This is a genomic window from Chitinivorax sp. B (assembly GCF_005503445.1).
Lineage (GTDB): Bacteria > Pseudomonadota > Gammaproteobacteria > Burkholderiales > SCOH01 > Chitinivorax.
The window spans coordinates 1-14,844 of record NZ_SCOH01000050.1 but is presented as its reverse complement, the minus strand read 5'-3'; the positions used below and the strand labels follow the sequence as shown (position 1 = coordinate 14,844).

Genomic DNA, 14,844 nt, shown 5'->3' with positions numbered 1-14,844 from the left:
AGGGCCGTCGGGCGGCAGATATTGGTTGGCGTCATTTCATGCAAAAGTGGGCATGTGGGCCGTAGTATTGTCATGCAGAATCGGCTTTATTGGAAAAAGCATAATAACACCTGCGAAAAACTGCGCAACTCAGTCGTATGGCATGGCTGGTGAAGCATGGCTTCCGGGTGAGAGTTGAGTATGTTCAATATGTTGATGTTGCTATTGAAAATGAATTAAGCAATATGAAATTCAGCTGCTTGGCCATGTCTGATGCAAGCAACAGATATGACATGATTCATGTAAATGGCATGATATGTGCACCAGGCTCGGCATCCATGGCTTCGGCCAGATGGCTTGCCAGTTATTTTTCTATACTCATACCAGCTCGGCCTGTTTGGCTGCGTCTTTAACCGAGATCGACATTGAACCCAAAGCAAGGAGCGTCACCATGCGATGGCGGAACAAAGTCATGATGATGGTGCTGACCGGTCTACTGGCTTGCGGAGTGCAGGCCGATCCGCCACAGCCATTGCGTTCACTGGGTATCAGCGTCAGCTCATTATCCAATCCGTTTTTTGTCGCCATTGTGAAAGCAGCCGAAGCCAAGGCGCGCAAAATCAATCCAGGTGTTCGGATCATGGCCAGTGGCAGTAACTATGATCAGGCTACGCAAGATGCCCAACTGGTCAATTTCATCAAGCAGAAGGTGAGCATGATTTTGCTGGTGGCGGTGAACCCTGCCGCTGTCGAAGCCATGATCAAGGAGGCCAAGGCTGCGGGCATCGTGGTGGTGGCCGTGGATGTGGATGCTTTTGGTGCTGATGCGGTGGTGCAAACCGACAATCGTCAGGCTGGCCGAATTGCTTGTGAGCACATTGCCACTACATTGAAGGGCCAGGGAAATGTCATCATCCAAAGCGGCCCAATCGGGCCATCGTCGGTTGTAGAGCGGGTAGCGGGTTGTCATGAGGTGCTCAAGACGAATCCCAATCTGGTGGTGTTGTCCGACAACGAAGATGGCAAAGCATCGCGCTGGGGTGGGAGGGTGCTGATGCAGGCGCATCTGGCCCGTTATCCACGGATTGATGCTGTTTTCACCATCAATGATCAACAGGCCATCGGCGCCGATATCAGTGCGCGGGAAAAAGGTCGGACCGAGTTGATGATTGTGTCGGTGGATGGTGCACCGGATGTCGAAGATGCATTGCGGTCTGGTTCATCGCTGATTCGCGCTACTGCCAGTCAGAATCCACATCTGATGGCTGAAAAAGCAATCGAAATCGGTTATGGGCTGCTGAACGGACACGCGCCGGCACAACGAATGATTCTGCTGCCATCTCAACTGGTAACCCGCGATAATTTGCACCAGTACCGTGGCTGGACCAGCCAGTAATCGGTATTGGCGGGTCAGCAGGTTTTAACCGATATCAATTTTCACGCAAACGATTGCGTCCGTATTAACGCAAATGGCGCTTCGCCAGCTATACTCTGCCCCGCCGAAAGCAAGCGATTGTTCGATTCTATTTTTATCGAGATTCGCTTGATAACCGGGCGTTTTGACAATCCCAACCTTACCGGACCCTACCGTCAGATCAACTGTCATCTTGTATTCGGTTGAATGCAAGGCTGGGCGTGGGTTGGCACGATGCGGCCCATAGTGCCGTCTGTCACGACGTCCGATTACAAAATCCCCAGGAGACTGTTTCAATATGGATATCGCCCGTAGTGTGCTAGGCGTGGCAGTGCTGTTGCTGCTCGCCTTCGCCCTGTCCAATAACCGCAAGGCCATCAAGCCGCGCGTGATTTTTGCTGCCTTGGCCGCGCAAATTGCCATTGGTGCCCTGGTCCTGTTTGTGCCGGTTGGCAAGAATGCATTGGCTGGTGCCGCCAATGCGGTCAACCATGTGCTCGAATACGGCAACCATGGCATTTCATTCCTGTTTGCCGGCCTGGTCGACAAGAAGATGTTCGAGGTGTTCGGCAACAATGGCTTTGTATTCGGCCTGCGTGTATTGCCAATGATCATCTTTGTCACTGCATTCATTTCTGTGCTGTATTACCTGGGCGTGATGCGTTGGATCGTAACTGGCTTGGGCATCCTGTTCCAGAAATTGCTGGGCGTCAGCCGTATTGAATCGTTTTCTGCTGTGACGACCATCTTTCTTGGGCAAAGTGAAATGCCGGCCGTGGTGAAACCATTTGTCCGGCAAATGAATGGGCCTGAGCTGTTTGCCGTGATGTCGAGTGGCATGGCGGCGGTAGCAGGGTCGGTACTGGCAGGTTATGCCGGCCTGGGCGTGAAAATGGAATACCTGATTGCAGCCTCGTTCATGGCGGTACCTGGTGGGCTGCTGTTTGCCAAGATCATTTGTCCCACGGTGGAACCTAGCCGTGTCGTGATTGACCAAGTGAATTTTGACGAAACCAAGCCGGCCAACGCGATTGAGGCGGCGGCATCGGGTGCGGCTGTTGGCTTGAAGATTGCAGTCAACGTTGGTGCGATGCTCATTGCCTTTATTGGCCTGATTGCCGTACTGAACGGGATTGTCGGCGGTATTGCTGGTTACTTCGGCTACCCGGAGCTGAATCTGGAAAAGTTGCTGGGTTACGCCTTCTCGCCGTTGGCATGGTTGATTGGTGTTCCCTGGGACCAAGCCAATATCGCAGGTAACTTCATCGGTCAGAAGATGATTCTGAACGAGTTTGTGGCTTACGTCAGTTTGTCCCCTTATCTGAAGGATGCCGCCGAAGTGACCGCCGCAGGCCTGATGGTGCTGGACCCACGCACGCTGGCTATTTTGTCGTTTGCGCTATGTGGGTTTGCCAATTTCTCTTCGATTGCCATTTTGACTGGTGGTTTCAGCGTAGTGGCGCCGGAGCGTCGTTCGGAAGTGGCACGTTACGGTTTACGTGTGGTGGCCGCCGGGACATTGTCCAATCTGATGAGTGCCACCATTGCCGGTTTGTTCCTGTCTTTGCACTGATGAGGATGCCATGAGCGACCTGACCCAGAACCAATTGACCGAGGCGGCGCTGCGTGCGCTGCATTTGATGGATTTGACGTCGTTGAACGACAGCGATACCGACGACTTGATCCGCAGTTTCGTGGCGTCTGCCTCCACGCCTGTCGGCACGCCAGCTGCGTTGTGTGTGTACCCACGTTTCCTGGCCACTGCCAAGGCCGCTTTGGCCACACACGGCTTGAGCCTGCCGGTGGCCGTGGTGACCAATTTCCCTGCCGGTGCGCCCGATCCGGCGCTGGCCGTTGCCGAAACAGCCGCTGCTGTTGCTGCCGGGGCCGATGAAGTCGATGTCGTCTTCCCATACCAAGCCCTGAAGGCTGGCGATGCCAATGTGGGGCACCAGCTTGTGGCGCAATGTCGTGCCGTGATGGGCGACAAGGTGCTGAAAGTCATCATCGAAAGTGGTGAGCTGCAAGACCCGGCCCTGATTCGTCAGGCCAGTGACATTGCAATCGAGGCGGGTGCCCATTTCATCAAAACCTCCACCGGTAAAGTGCCGGTCAATGCCACGCTGGACGCGGCCGAGATCATGCTGCAGGCGATTCGCGACAGTGGCAAGCCGGTCGGCTTCAAGGCTGCAGGCGGTGTGCGCAGTGCTGCCGATGCCGCCGCGTATCTAGCCTTGGCTGATCGCATCATGGGGTTGGGCTGGGTGAGCCCGCATACCTTCCGCTTTGGTGCATCCAGCCTGTTGGCCAGTTTGTTGACCACTCTGGGGCATCAACCCATTGGTGCCAAATCCAGCGGTTACTGATCAATCAGTCGAGGAGAAACCATGTTTCTGCCACAGGAAATCATTCGTAAAAAACGCGATCGCCATGAATTGAGCGAGGCTGACATTGCTGCGTTCGTGCAAGGCGTCACGGCGGGTCAGGTCACGGACAGCCAGATTGCCGCGCTGGCCATGGCTGTTTTCTTCAACGACATGAGTGTTGCCGAGCGGGTTGCCATGACTCGTGCCATGCGTGATTCGGGCCAAGTGCTGGAGTGGCGCTCGCTGAACTTGCCTGGCCCGGTGGTGGACAAGCATTCCACGGGTGGCGTCGGGGATCTGACCTCGCTGCTGCTGGGGCCGATGGTGGCAGCCTGCGGTGGCTTTGTGCCGATGATTTCCGGCCGTGGCCTGGGCCATACCGGTGGCACGCTGGATAAGCTGGACGCCATCCCGGGTTACAACACTGCACCGGACATCGATACCTTCCGCCGGTTGGTTCGTGAGGTTGGCGTGGTCATCATTGGTCAGACCGCGCAACTGGCACCTGCTGACAAGCGCATCTATGCTGTACGCGATGTGACCGCGACAGTGGAGTCCGTTGCGATGATCACGGCGTCGATACTGTCCAAAAAGCTTTCTGCAGGGTTGGATGCACTGGTGATGGATGTGAAAGCCGGGTCCGGCGCGTTCATGCCGACATTCGAGAAATCGGTTGAGCTGGCCGAAAGTATTGTCAGTGTGGGTAATGGTGCTGGCATGAAGACGGCAGCTTTGTTGACGGACATGAACCAATCGTTGGCACCCTGCGCTGGTAATGCCATCGAAATCCGTTGCACCATTGATTACCTGACCGGCAAGCAGCGTCCAACTCGCCTGCATGAGGTGACCATGGCGCTATCGGCTCGCATGTTGCTGGTGTCTGGCTTGGCACAGACTGAGACGGAAGCGCGTAGCAAATTGCAGCAAGCACTGGATTCTGGGCACGCTGCAGCGCGCTTTGCCCATATGGTTACCAGTCTGGGGGGGCCCGCTGACCTGCTGGAAGCACCCGATCGTTATTTGGCGGTTGCGCCAGTGGCGGTTCCGGTCATAGCCCCACGCAACGGTTACATCCATACAGTCGATTGCCGCGGCTTGGGCCTGACGGTAGTCAGCCTGGGGGGCGGCCGTCATCGTGCTGAAGATGGCATTGACTATGCGGTTGGTCTGACCGATCTGGCTGAACTGGGCCAGCGTATCGAAGCAGGTCAGCCGATTGCCATGGTACATGCCCGTGATAACGATGCGGCCCAGCAAGGGGTGGCGTCGGTGTTGGCTGCCTATCAGTTTGCAGATACGGCACCTACGTTGCCACCGACTGTCTATCGCGATATCAGCTGATTTGCCATCGGAGGGTTGCCACCGGTCAGGCGTGCGTCGTAAAAAGCCTGCTGCGGACCAGTGGTAAACCTGCCGGTCAGGCATATCACCTACTTATTCGTTGTTTGGTAAGGAGCCCGCCATGCGCGTCATCTTCCTGATCATGGATTCCCTAGGCATTGGGGCCACGCCCGATGCCATGCGTTTTGGTGACCAAGGTGCAAACACGCTTGGCCATATTGCCGAGTGGTGTGCGGCCGGCAAGGCAAATGTCGGTCGACAGGGGCCGTTGCATATTCCCAACCTGGAGCGGCTCGGCATGGGGCTGGCCAGTCAATTGGCATCCGGCAGCCTGCCTGCCGGCATGTCACCAACGCCAGCATTGATTGGCGCCTATGCGGCAGCACGCGAACAGTCTTCCGGCAAGGATACGCCGTCTGGGCACTGGGAACTGGCAGGGGTGCCGGTCTTGTTCGATTGGGGGTATTTCGACAAACAGACTGATACCTTTCCGCCGGAACTGCTCGACAAGCTGGTACGCCGTGCCAAATTGCCGGGTTATCTCGGCAATTGCCACGCTTCCGGAACAACGATTCTGGAACAATTGGGCGAGGAGCATATGAAGACAGGTAAGCCGATCTTCTATACCTCGGCTGATTCAGTGTTCCAGATCGCTTGCCATGAAGATACGTTTGGATTGGATCGCCTTTACGAAGTGTGTGAAATCGCCAGGGAAGAGGTCGACCGTTACAACATTTGCCGAGTGATTGCACGGCCGTTTGTGGGCCTGGATGCCGCCAGTTTCAAGCGGACTGGTAACCGGCACGATCTGGCTGTCTCACCGCCGGCGCCCACGGTGCTGCAAAAACTGGCCGAAGTGGGTGGGCAGGTGGTATCAATCGGCAAGATTGCCGACATCTATGCTCAGGTTGGCATCACCCAGGCCATCAAGGCCACGGGGCTGGATGCTTTATGGGATACCACCCTCAAAGCGATGCATGAGACACCGGATCACAGCATCGTGATGACCAACTTTGTTGATTTCGACCAAAGCTACGGCCATCGCCGTGACGTGGCGGGTTATGCGGCAGGTTTGGAGTATTTCGATACACGATTGCCAGAATGCCTTGCCGCCTTGCGTGACGATGATGTGCTGATCATCTCTGCCGACCATGGTTGCGACCCGACCTGGCCAGGCTCTGACCATACTCGTGAGCACGTTCCTGTACTGCTTCATGGCAAGCAGGTCAAGGCTGGCAGTCTGGGTATCCGCAGCAGTTTTGCCGATGTTGGCCAGAGCATGGCGCAATGGTTTGGGCTGACGGCCTTCGAACACGGCCAGATCATGTTGTCACGTGCTGTGGGCGGTGTGTTCAGCCCTGCATAAAGCGTTGTTCATCACCCTTAGAGCCGCTAACAAAACCCTTCTGGTGTTGTTGTGCAAACTTGTCGTACTCTCGTACCGCTTTTGTTTGCACGCCTAACCAGAACCACTTCGCTGGGTTTTGTTAGCGGCTCTTACTGCAAGTGCCTGATCGGGGTGTATTCACTGTTCAGTATCCCTGTTTACGATACGTAAATGTTGGTCCCGGTACTGCGCTTCGTCCCGTTCGTACGTGCTCATTGAGATCGTGAGCGGGTACTAACCAACTACCTATTTTTAGAGAATTTGAGATGAACCACCAACAATTGATTCAAGAAGCTGCTACCGCGCGCCAAAAGGCCTATGCGCCATACTCACGTTTTCTGGTCGGCGCAGCCTTGCTGACTCGTGATGGCCGTGTTTTTCATGGCTGCAATGTTGAAAATGCTTCATATGGCTTATGCAACTGCGCTGAGCGGACGGCGCTGTTCAGCGCGATCGCTGCAGGCTGCAAGCCAGGTGATTTTGCAGCCCTGGCGGTGATTGGTGATACCGAAGGCCCGATTGCGCCTTGCGGTGCGTGTCGTCAGGTGATGATCGAATTGGGTACACCGGCACTGGAGGTAATACTGACAAACTTGAAGCAAGATGTGGAAGTCACGACGGCTTCAGACTTGTTGCCAGGCGCATTCTATCTGGACCCGAATGCGAACTGATTGTCCGCGCTGAAACGAGAAACGGCTGCTGGTGCAGCCGTTTTCGGGGTTGTGGAAATACGCCGTCAACAGCGATCCACACTGAATGCTGCGCGTGGAATCGGTCCAAGCAGGTTGACAAACTGTTCTCCATCCACTCTTACCAGGGCACGATGGTCGCCCGATTCAAAATATACATCCGGTTCTTCCAGCAAGCTCGGGTCAACAACGGTTGGTAAACCGTAAGCTTGCCCAAACGGTGGGATGGCACCGGGTTCGCAGTCGTAGAACAGATAGGCCACCTCATCTTCTGTGGCCACACGATATTGATGCTTCAATTGGTGAGAAAGTTGTTCGATCGCTACTTTGCGATCTGCTGGTAACACTGCAACCAGATAGCGATCCCCGTCTGATAGCAACACACATTTTGCCAACCGGTGTGGCTCAACACTGGCAGAGCAGGCAGCGGCCCGCGCCGTACACGTGTGTGGGTGCTCAATCACTTTGAAGTCGGCACAGTGATGGTCCAGAAACTGCTGAAGCGAAGGTGCAAGCGACATGGGAACCGCTCCAAATCCATGACTGGTTATTGATATATAGTCTACGTTATAGCATGTGCCAAGAAGTTCATTTAAAAAATAGCTTTAAAATCAATATATTATATTCGATTTGTGTAATATTTGATTGTGTGCCACAGGATTGGCTGCCACATGTTGCCTAGTTGAATCGGAGATGTGTATAGCTACCTAAAGTTGTGGATAACTTTGTGGGTACTCTTGGAGAAGTGGCTTGGATAGGCCTTCTTGAACTTGTCAAGACCATTGGTGAAATAATGGGTTTATCTTTATTTCTCTATTTAAATCATTGAGTTATGTTTTATGGTGTGGCCCGGTTTATGCTTGTCGAGGTGAGGGCAATCCATCCAGCGAACAGTGGATAAGTCAAGTAGGGAATCATTCGGACGGCATGAAGTAGCGTTATCGACAGGCCAGAAAGACAGGTCTGCAAAACTAGCTGGCCGGGTTTGTTGATTGCCTATGGAATCAACTATTTACTGATTTACTTCAACAGCGGGAAGCACCTATGCAGCAACCACAAAAGTCGGTATAGACACCCGTTTTGCGCTTGGCAAGGACGACTATCGACTTATTTTTGCAGTGATGGGAGAAAGGCCGCTGGGTGTGGCTGATATGGATGACTGCATATTGAAATCCATATCAGCGACATGAGGACTGAGTGCCGATCAACGGCGGGTGGTTTCAGGCAACAAGATGTTCAGCTCCAATACTTCGTAGTCGTCCTGCTTTTCCAGCGATACCTTGATATCGTCCTTATCGACACTGATGTATTTGGAAATCACCGCGATCAGCTCTTCCTTCAATGCGGGCAAGTAATCTGGTGCTGGGCCGGTACGGCCATTTCGCTCGTGCGCCAAAATGATCTGCAAACGTTCTTTGGCCACTTGAGCCGAAGGCTGCTTGCGACCAAGCAAATAGCTGAGAAACGACATGATCAGCCTCCAAACAGGCGCTTTAAAAAGCCCGGCTTTTGGTAGTCAACGAAACGCATGGGCCGGTCGTCGCCCAGAAAACGGGCTACTACGTCTTTATAGGCTTCCGCTACATCCGACCCGTTCATATGAATGGCTGGCGTACCTGAGTTGGATGCCTGTAAGACGATCTCTGATTCAGGAATGACGCCAATCAAAGGAATGCGCAGGATTTCCTGTACATCTTCCACCGACAGCATTTCGCCCTCAGTGACGCGCTTGGGCGAATAGCGCGTCACCAACAAATGTGTTTTCACTGGTGTTTCACCTTTTTCAGCACGGCGGCTCTTGGCATCCAGAATCCCCAGAATGCGATCCGAGTCGCGTACCGAGCTGACCTCTGGGTTGGTGACCACCAGCGCCTCATCCGCAAAATACAAAGCCATCAGTGCACCAGTTTCGATACCGGCTGGCGAATCGCAGATGATGTACTCAAACCCGTCATTGGCCAGATTCTTGAGTACCTCGTCTACACCTTCACGGGTCAATGCATCCTTGTCACGGGTTTGCGATGCAGGCAGCACATACAGGTGGTCGCAGTGCTTATCTTTGATCAGCGCCTGCTTCAGTGTTGCTTCCTTGTTGATCACGTTGATCAGGTCATATACCACACGGCGTTCGCAGCCCATGATCAGATCGAGATTGCGCAGGCCCACGTCGAAGTCGATCACCGCAGTTTTCTTGCCGCTCAGGGCAAGGCCAGAAGAGAAGCTGGCGCTGGAAGTGGTTTTGCCGACGCCGCCTTTGCCAGAAGTGACAACTACTATCTTGGCCACGTTTATTCCTTAAATGATTGAATCGAATATGAAATGGAAAATTGCCTACAACGGCGCAATCATCAGCTTGTCGCCATCGAGATAGATCTGTGCGGGTTTACCGCGAAATTCCTTGCCCCAGTCATGCTCGAAGGTACGGTAGATACCGGCAATCGAGACCAGTTCAGCCTCCAGGCTACGGGTGAAGATGCGTGCGGATGTATCACCACGGACACCCGCCAGGGCGCGACCACGTAATGGGCCATAAACATGGATGTTGCCATCTGCCAGTACTTCACCGCCTGCACTGACCATATCCATGGCAACCAGGTCACCTTGCCGGGCATAAACCTGCTGACCGGTTCGTACGGGCTTGGTGATGACCCGATGGCCAGCGGATATTGGGGGGGCCGGTTCTGGGGGGGCGGTAGACGGCGTTACTGTTGCATCGGCAACATCTTGGTTGACGGTGTTGTTGCTGTCAGCATTGCCTGTACTGCTGCGGAGTACACCAAAGCCCGCTTCAATGGCTGCCTGCTGTTGTTCGGGTGATGCATTGCGTATAGCCACAGCACAGGCACCATGTGCCGCCAGCAGCGCTTTCAGCGCGACAAAATCGATTATTGCTGCTTGCTCATCAATGGCAGAGAGATCTGCAACTACCGGATCGTGGTCGAAGAAACCAGGTGTCTTGGCCAGTTTGGCATTCAGCTCGGTATGCAGGGTCTCCCAGTCAGCCAGTTTGAGTCGAAGCACGATCAGGCTGAAAGGCTCGCTCTTGAACTCGAAGCTGGTCGGTTTGGCGGCGGTATTACGGGCAGGGCGGACGGATGCAGTCATTGAACGCTGTAGTCGTTATGGTGGTGTTGACCAGTGTAGGCGTTGCGGCAGCATCAGACATCGCACGCAATGGTGCGGTGGGTACGTGATTTTGGCGCAACTCGGCAGACCGGTTCAGCACCCCCTTTTATTTCAATGGATTGGAGCAATTGGTATTGCCCGGAATCGACGGCCAAGTTTAACGATTAACCACAAGCTATTCAAGGTGAAACCCGTCTGAACACCAACATATGGTTGTTTGCCGGCATTACATTGTCTTCAACCCATGTCAGGCCGGATGTGGCAGCATGGGCAATCACAGCTTCCGCATCGCGGATGCCACAATGACTTCCTCGTTCGGTTCGAAGCCAGTGGTCAAATTCTGCATTGCTTGCAGAGGTAAAACATCCGTTGTAATTGAACGGACCATATACAAACAGCAAGCCATTCACCGGCAGCAACTTGCCCAACTTGTTCAGCGTGGCACAGACTTGCAGCCAGGACATGATATGAAAAGTATTGGCAGTATAGGCATGGTCAATCGTCAATGATGGCCAATCGCCATCTGCATCCAGTACTAGCGGTGGCAATACATTGCTGAGTTTGGCTTCCCCCAGCCATCGTTGAATACCAGCATGTTTATCTGCCAAGTCGCTGGTTTGCCAGGTCAAAAATGATAATGCCCGGCCAAAGTGCACGGCGTGCTGCCCGGTACCACTGCCAATTTCCAGAACGATACCCGTGGTGTGAAGGTGTCGTCGAATGATGGCCAGGATCGCGTCTTGGTTGCGTACACAGGCATCGGAGTAAGGTTTGGTCATTGGTTTGTCCGTGGCGTATACGGTTTGCAATCAACATCCAGGGTGTTTAAAAAATCACGCTGTTGTGGATAACTTTGTGCATAGTGAGTGTGCAGGTGATCACACTTTAATAGAAATTTCCAAAACACTTGCATTGTGTGATAGGAGGGTGATTTATTTTTTATTTAAAATCAGTGTGTTGATTTATTTCGAATATTGTGGGTTGATATATAATCAGGAAGGTGTTTGCCCTAGCTCAAGCCGTGGATAAGTCAAGAAATTTTGTTACTGTTCGATTGCCATTCGGCCAATTTCATTATTTTGAAAAGGATCATGAAGTGACCGACACGCCTTGTAACAAGACGTGCCGATATGAACCAAGCTTCAGAAGAAGCGCCAGAACGATTTCTTTTCTTCCGTGCCCGTCAGGTACTTGCTTTGCGGGTAATTCTTTTCCAGAACCCGGCGAGCATCATCCCGGAGTTTCGGTTGGCCGAGTGCGTCATAGCCCTGCATCATGATACTCAGTGCCTCTTCCACTGCGCTGGTCTGAGGGAAATTCTTCAATACGTCGCTGGCGCGGTTCACCGCCGCCAATGGTGCGCTCCGGTTCAGGTAGTATCGGGCGACATGGATCTCATGCAACGCCAGGGCGTTGACCAGCTTGTTCATCCGCTCAATGGAGTCTGGTGCATATTTGCTGTTTGGAAAGCGTTGCACCAATTCCTTGAATGCATCGAATGACTCGCGCGTTGCCTTGGGATCACGTTCGGTCATGTCCTGGCGGTTGAGGCGGGATAGCAGACCATCATCCTGCAGGAAGTTGACCACACCTTTCAGATAGTAGGCATAGTCCACATTCTGGTGAGTCGGGTGCATCTTGATGAAACGATCGCAAGCAGCAATGGCCAGGGCAGGTTCGCCTTCCTTATAATGTGCATAGGCGATTTCCAGTTGCGCCTGCTGGGCATAGCGGCCATATGGATAACGTGCTTCCAGCTTTTCGAACAGCGTGATGGCGCGTTGAATATTACTACCATCCAGCGCTTCCTTCGCTTCGCTATAGATCTTGTCCGGGCCCCATTTGGCAGTCTCGTCCTGCTGTTCCGGCAGTAACCCGCAACCGGCAATCAAGGTCAAACTCAACAGTACGATACGGCTTGCAGCTACAATACGCTTCATGATGACATCCCAAATTAATCCCGACGATTATAACCGAAACGATACCGACGACGCGGACACTGTCTGTGCCACGGTACCGGAGGACTGTGCCGGCAGCCGCTTCGATCAGGCTTTGGCGCAGATGTTCCCGCAATACTCACGCAACCGCCTGCAAGGCTGGCTGAAGGCTGGCCATATTCTGCTCGAAGGCAAATCCGCCGATGCCAAGACCAAGGTCTGGGGGGGCGAACAGGTCAGCATGGCGCCGCAGATGCTACCTGATGAGCTGGCCTTTGTCGCACAAGACATCCCGCTGGATGTGATTTACGAAGACGATACCGTGCTGATCATCGACAAACCCGCAGGCTTGGTTGTCCATCCTGGTAGCGGTAATTGGGAAGGTACATTACTTAACGGCCTGCTATATCACTATCCGGCACTGAAGACAGTGCCACGTGCCGGTATCGTGCATCGGCTGGATAAGGAAACCAGCGGTCTGATGGTGGTTGCCAAAACGCTGCCGGCCCAGCTCAATCTGGTTCAGCAGCTGCAAGGCCGCTCGGTCAAGCGTGAGTATGTTGCTATTGCACAAGGCTTGATCAAGCAGGATGGTACCGTGGATGCGCCAATTGGCCGCCACAACAAGGACCGTACCAAGATGGCGGTGACCAGTATGGGTAAACCGGCCATCACGCACTATTTTGTGCTGGAACGCTACCGTGCCCATAGTCTGGTGAAATGTCGTCTGGAGACCGGCCGTACTCACCAGATCCGTGTCCACATGGCTCACATTGGTCATTCGCTGGCTGCCGACCCGGTTTATGGCACCCGACCACACGGCTCTACACCGGAAATTTATGCTGCCTGCCAGCAACTTGGTCGTCAGGCACTGCATGCACGCAAGCTGGGTTTGATCCATCCGGAAACCAATAAACCCATGCTGTGGCGTTCACCCATTCCAGTCGATTTGCAGGCGCTGATCGATTTCTTGCGTGATGACATTGCTGGTGAGTTTGACGATGATTGGGATGAAGACGATTACGATGTCGAAACCATTTACCAAGGCTGATTGCCTGATCCCGGACTGGCCTGCTCCGGCCAACGTACATGCGTTGGTCACCACTCGTTTGGGCGGTGTCAGCCAACCTCCTTTTAATAGCTTGAATTTGGGTACGCATGTTGGTGACAGCCCCGCAGATGTTACGGAGAACCGTCGCCGCTTGCGCAGCCTGTTGCCAGCCGAACCATGTTGGCTGAATCAGGTTCATGGCACCGACGTGGTATGTGCGGACAACCGTGTTGAAACCCCACAGGATGCCGATGCCAGCTTTGCCAGGCAGCCAGGGGCCGTGTGTGTCGTCATGACCGCGGATTGCCTCCCTGTTTTGTTGTGTGATCAGGCGGGTACTGTCGTTGCAGCAGCGCATGCTGGTTGGCGGGGTTTACTGAATGGCGTGATTGAATCAACAGTCAAAAGCATGGGCGTGCCACCCAGCCAGCTCATGGCTTGGCTGGGCCCCGCCATCGGCCCAGACGCCTTCGAAGTCGGCCCAGAAGTCTACGCTGCCTTTGTCGAGCAGAATTTTGCTGCAGACACTGCATTTGAGGAAATACCAGACAACAAATATCTTGCTGATATCTATAAATTGGCCAGACAGCGATTGGCGAAGCTAGGTGTCCAACAGGTTTATGGCGGTGATTTCTGCACCGTTGTTGAACGAGAGCGATTCTTTTCTTACCGCCGAAATGGCAGGACAGGGAGAATGGCGAGTGTGGTGTGGATAAGTTAATGCCAACTTAGGGTGGTGAAGTTACGCAGAATCGATAGGCGGGCAAGGGAACCCCTGTCTTGTATGATGCTTCATTCATGGATAGGTGGTAGTCAACCATGGCAGCCATAACGAGTCCCGATCCCGTTCAGCCTTGACGAGCAGTACCGAGCACCCGCAGCGCAGGCAAGGCGCACGGGTTGCCTTCTTTTGAGGGTTTTTGGGCGAGGTAAGAAAAGTCTCGTGTCTGCCGGGTGAAATCGGCATCCAAATGGCCCACTTGGCCTTTGACAGCATAGCCCGTGCGTAACCCCGGATCTAAAGCAAATATGCATTTTCCGAAGTCGGCGAGCCAAGCATGAGTTGACAGTACCGGTCCAGGCATTCCCCGCCATTCACACCTCTTCTCGTACTACGCCTAAGAGCCGCTAACAAAACCCAGCGAAGTGCTTCTGGTTAGGCGTGCAAACGAAGGCAGTACGTGAGTACGACAAGTTTGCACAACAACACCAGAAGGGTTTTGTTAGCGGCTCTAAATGCCTCGGCGGGGTAGATAGGCCCCGCAACACAGGAAGTCACATCCCTTATTCAGCATGAAGTTTGCCTGACGACAGCAAGGCTGGCGTGGGAGCGCTGATGTCAATGACAACAAGCCCAACAAAATTCCAACACCATCCAGAGTGGTGTGGGCGTTTACCACTGCAGTGTCGGTGCGTCAACGCAGTCGCTCACCCATGTCCTCAAAAATAATTTCAATGCCTACATTGCCAAATCGGCATGCACATCTCCGCCATGTGGATTGCTAAGGTTTTGTTACCAATCAGGAATGCCAATGCTGCTGGAGGCGTGGGTGG

At 53.7% G+C, this 14,844-nt stretch carries 14 protein-coding genes; 8 read left to right on the top strand and 6 right to left on the bottom strand.

What is annotated here, in order from left to right:
* Positions 1-430 precede the first annotated feature (430 nt).
* The 6 genes from FFS57_RS21435 (at position 431) to FFS57_RS21410 (ending at position 7,158) form a co-directional block, all read left to right on the top strand.
* A complete protein-coding gene (locus tag FFS57_RS21435; RefSeq protein ID WP_249384108.1) occupies positions 431-1,375 on the top strand; it encodes a substrate-binding domain-containing protein in 945 nt (314 codons plus the stop codon).
* A gap of 316 nt (positions 1,376-1,691) precedes the next feature.
* The gene (locus FFS57_RS21430; protein WP_137939874.1) at positions 1,692-2,966 is read left to right on the top strand and encodes a NupC/NupG family nucleoside CNT transporter; all 1,275 of its coding nucleotides are present in this window, start codon (positions 1,692-1,694) and stop codon (positions 2,964-2,966) included.
* 10 nt (positions 2,967-2,976) lie between these two features.
* On the top strand, positions 2,977-3,759 hold the full coding sequence (gene deoC, locus FFS57_RS21425; protein WP_137939873.1) for a deoxyribose-phosphate aldolase: 783 nt from the start codon (positions 2,977-2,979) through the stop codon (positions 3,757-3,759).
* A gap of 21 nt (positions 3,760-3,780) precedes the next feature.
* Positions 3,781-5,100 (top strand): thymidine phosphorylase, encoded by a 1,320-nt coding sequence (gene deoA / locus FFS57_RS21420; protein WP_137939872.1) that lies wholly within the window; start codon positions 3,781-3,783, stop codon positions 5,098-5,100.
* Positions 5,101-5,221: 121 nt separating this feature from the next.
* A complete protein-coding gene (locus FFS57_RS21415; RefSeq protein WP_137939871.1) occupies positions 5,222-6,466 on the top strand; it encodes a phosphopentomutase in 1,245 nt (414 codons plus the stop codon).
* A gap of 287 nt (positions 6,467-6,753) precedes the next feature.
* Positions 6,754-7,158, top strand: coding sequence for a cytidine deaminase (locus tag FFS57_RS21410; protein WP_137939870.1), 405 nt, complete (start codon positions 6,754-6,756; stop codon positions 7,156-7,158).
* A gap of 65 nt (positions 7,159-7,223) precedes the next feature.
* On the opposite strand, the gene FFS57_RS21405 is transcribed toward FFS57_RS21410, so the two are convergent.
* From FFS57_RS21405 to FFS57_RS21380, 6 genes are all read right to left on the bottom strand, one after another.
* Positions 7,224-7,697, bottom strand: a complete 474-nt coding sequence (locus FFS57_RS21405) for an aminoacyl-tRNA deacylase (protein ID WP_137939869.1) — start codon at positions 7,695-7,697, stop codon at positions 7,224-7,226.
* 683 nt (positions 7,698-8,380) lie between these two features.
* Complete coding sequence (minE, locus tag FFS57_RS21400; protein ID WP_137939868.1) at positions 8,381-8,647, bottom strand: cell division topological specificity factor MinE; 267 nt, start codon at positions 8,645-8,647, stop codon at positions 8,381-8,383.
* Positions 8,648-8,649: 2 nt separating this feature from the next.
* Positions 8,650-9,462 carry a septum site-determining protein MinD gene (gene minD, locus FFS57_RS21395; RefSeq protein ID WP_137939867.1) on the bottom strand — a complete coding sequence of 271 codons (813 nt, stop codon included), beginning with the start codon at positions 9,460-9,462 and terminating at the stop codon, positions 8,650-8,652.
* A 45-nt stretch (positions 9,463-9,507) separates the two neighbouring features.
* A complete protein-coding gene (gene minC / locus FFS57_RS21390; RefSeq protein WP_137939866.1) occupies positions 9,508-10,281 on the bottom strand; it encodes a septum site-determining protein MinC in 774 nt (257 codons plus the stop codon).
* Positions 10,282-10,481: 200 nt separating this feature from the next.
* Positions 10,482-11,081 carry a DUF938 domain-containing protein gene (locus tag FFS57_RS21385; RefSeq protein WP_137939865.1) on the bottom strand — a complete coding sequence of 200 codons (600 nt, stop codon included), beginning with the start codon at positions 11,079-11,081 and terminating at the stop codon, positions 10,482-10,484.
* 363 nt (positions 11,082-11,444) lie between these two features.
* Positions 11,445-12,242 (bottom strand): outer membrane protein assembly factor BamD, encoded by a 798-nt coding sequence (locus FFS57_RS21380; protein WP_137939864.1) that lies wholly within the window; start codon positions 12,240-12,242, stop codon positions 11,445-11,447.
* Between FFS57_RS21380 and rluD the strand changes: the two genes are divergently transcribed.
* Together rluD and pgeF are read left to right on the top strand one after the other, a co-directional pair.
* Positions 12,241-13,290 (top strand): 23S rRNA pseudouridine(1911/1915/1917) synthase RluD, encoded by a 1,050-nt coding sequence (gene rluD, locus FFS57_RS21375; RefSeq protein WP_137939863.1) that lies wholly within the window; start codon positions 12,241-12,243, stop codon positions 13,288-13,290. The genes FFS57_RS21380 and rluD overlap by 2 nt on opposite strands.
* Complete coding sequence (pgeF, locus tag FFS57_RS21370; RefSeq protein ID WP_137939862.1) at positions 13,265-14,011, top strand: peptidoglycan editing factor PgeF; 747 nt, start codon at positions 13,265-13,267, stop codon at positions 14,009-14,011. Before rluD ends, pgeF begins: the two co-directional genes overlap by 26 nt.
* Positions 14,012-14,844: the final 833 nt, after the last annotated feature.

What these genes read in the sequence shown, in the direction of transcription:
- FFS57_RS21435 (WP_249384108.1), top strand. Translation starts at nt 431, where the DNA reads ATGCGATGGCGGAACAAAGTCATGATGATGGTGCTGACCGGTCTACTG.
- FFS57_RS21430 (WP_137939874.1), top strand. Translation starts at nt 1,692, where the DNA reads ATGGATATCGCCCGTAGTGTGCTAGGCGTGGCAGTGCTGTTGCTGCTC.
- deoC (WP_137939873.1), top strand. Translation starts at nt 2,977, where the DNA reads ATGAGCGACCTGACCCAGAACCAATTGACCGAGGCGGCGCTGCGTGCG.
- deoA (WP_137939872.1), top strand. Translation starts at nt 3,781, where the DNA reads ATGTTTCTGCCACAGGAAATCATTCGTAAAAAACGCGATCGCCATGAA.
- FFS57_RS21415 (WP_137939871.1), top strand. Translation starts at nt 5,222, where the DNA reads ATGCGCGTCATCTTCCTGATCATGGATTCCCTAGGCATTGGGGCCACG.
- FFS57_RS21410 (WP_137939870.1), top strand. Translation starts at nt 6,754, where the DNA reads ATGAACCACCAACAATTGATTCAAGAAGCTGCTACCGCGCGCCAAAAG.
- FFS57_RS21405 (WP_137939869.1), bottom strand. Translation starts at nt 7,697, where the DNA reads ATGTCGCTTGCACCTTCGCTTCAGCAGTTTCTGGACCATCACTGTGCC.
- minE (WP_137939868.1), bottom strand. Translation starts at nt 8,647, where the DNA reads ATGTCGTTTCTCAGCTATTTGCTTGGTCGCAAGCAGCCTTCGGCTCAA.
- minC (WP_137939866.1), bottom strand. Translation starts at nt 10,281, where the DNA reads ATGACTGCATCCGTCCGCCCTGCCCGTAATACCGCCGCCAAACCGACC.
- FFS57_RS21385 (WP_137939865.1), bottom strand. Translation starts at nt 11,081, where the DNA reads ATGACCAAACCTTACTCCGATGCCTGTGTACGCAACCAAGACGCGATC.
- rluD (WP_137939863.1), top strand. Translation starts at nt 12,241, where the DNA reads ATGATGACATCCCAAATTAATCCCGACGATTATAACCGAAACGATACC.
- FFS57_RS21380 (WP_137939864.1), bottom strand. Translation starts at nt 12,242, where the DNA reads ATGAAGCGTATTGTAGCTGCAAGCCGTATCGTACTGTTGAGTTTGACC.
- pgeF (WP_137939862.1), top strand. Translation starts at nt 13,265, where the DNA reads ATGTCGAAACCATTTACCAAGGCTGATTGCCTGATCCCGGACTGGCCT.